This is a genomic window from Arthrobacter sp. JCM 19049, assembly GCF_001310435.1.
The window spans coordinates 1-773 of sequence record NZ_BAXF01000791.1 but is presented as its reverse complement, the minus strand read 5'-3'; the positions used below and the strand labels follow the sequence as shown (position 1 = coordinate 773).

Genomic DNA, 773 nt, shown 5'->3' with positions numbered 1-773 from the left:
CGCCGCTGGCAAGGGCAACCGTCAGGGCGCCGGCGCTCAGGGCGCGCAGTACACGCGTACGGGGAACAGGCATGGGGTGGGCCTTTCGTGGACACGAGGATGATAAGGCGACATGGTGCTCAGGCGAAGGCAGCGCCCGCGGGGAACATGTTCTGTTTGAACAGTAGTGTCCCTTGTCCCAAAAGGTGAATTGCATCCAGTCATTTCAGAGTCTGCGCCCGTCTCCCGCACGCCCCCTGGCGGACTCCGGGCAGTGCAAAGGAGCGCAAACACCCTGGTGGTGTTCGCGCCCCTTTATTCCGCCGCTAACCCGCGACTACTTCTTTTCCAGCAGCCGCTGGACGCGGGGCTTCACCTCGGTGGCCAGCAGCTCGATGGATTCGAGCAGCTGCTCCTGTGGGATGCCGCCGACGTCCATCTGCAGGAAGTGCCGCATGTGCCCAGGTAGCCGTGCAGGTGCACGATGCGTTCGGCCACTTCGTCCGGGTCACCGACGTAGTAGGCGCCCGGTGCCTCGGCCTGGATGTCGTAGGCCCGCTTGTCCGGTGCCGGCCAGCCGCGCAGGCGCCCCATTTCCAGGTTCAGGTTGTACCAGCGGGTAGAAGCGCTCCAACGCCTCCTTCTTGGTCGGGGCGATCAGGCCCATGGCCGCCACGGAGACCTTCAGGGTTTCCGGTGCGTGCCCGGAGGCGGCACCGGCCTTGCGGTACAGGTCCGCCAACGGGGCGAAGCGGTGCGGTGCCCCGCCGATGATGGCGTAGGACACCGGCAGG

General features: G+C 66.2%; 1 pseudogene. It reads right to left on the bottom strand.

From position 1 onward, the window contains the following. Nucleotides 1-487: 487 nt before the first annotated feature. Nucleotides 488-773: pseudogene (locus JCM19049_RS16305) on the bottom strand (hypothetical protein); the annotation flags it as partial.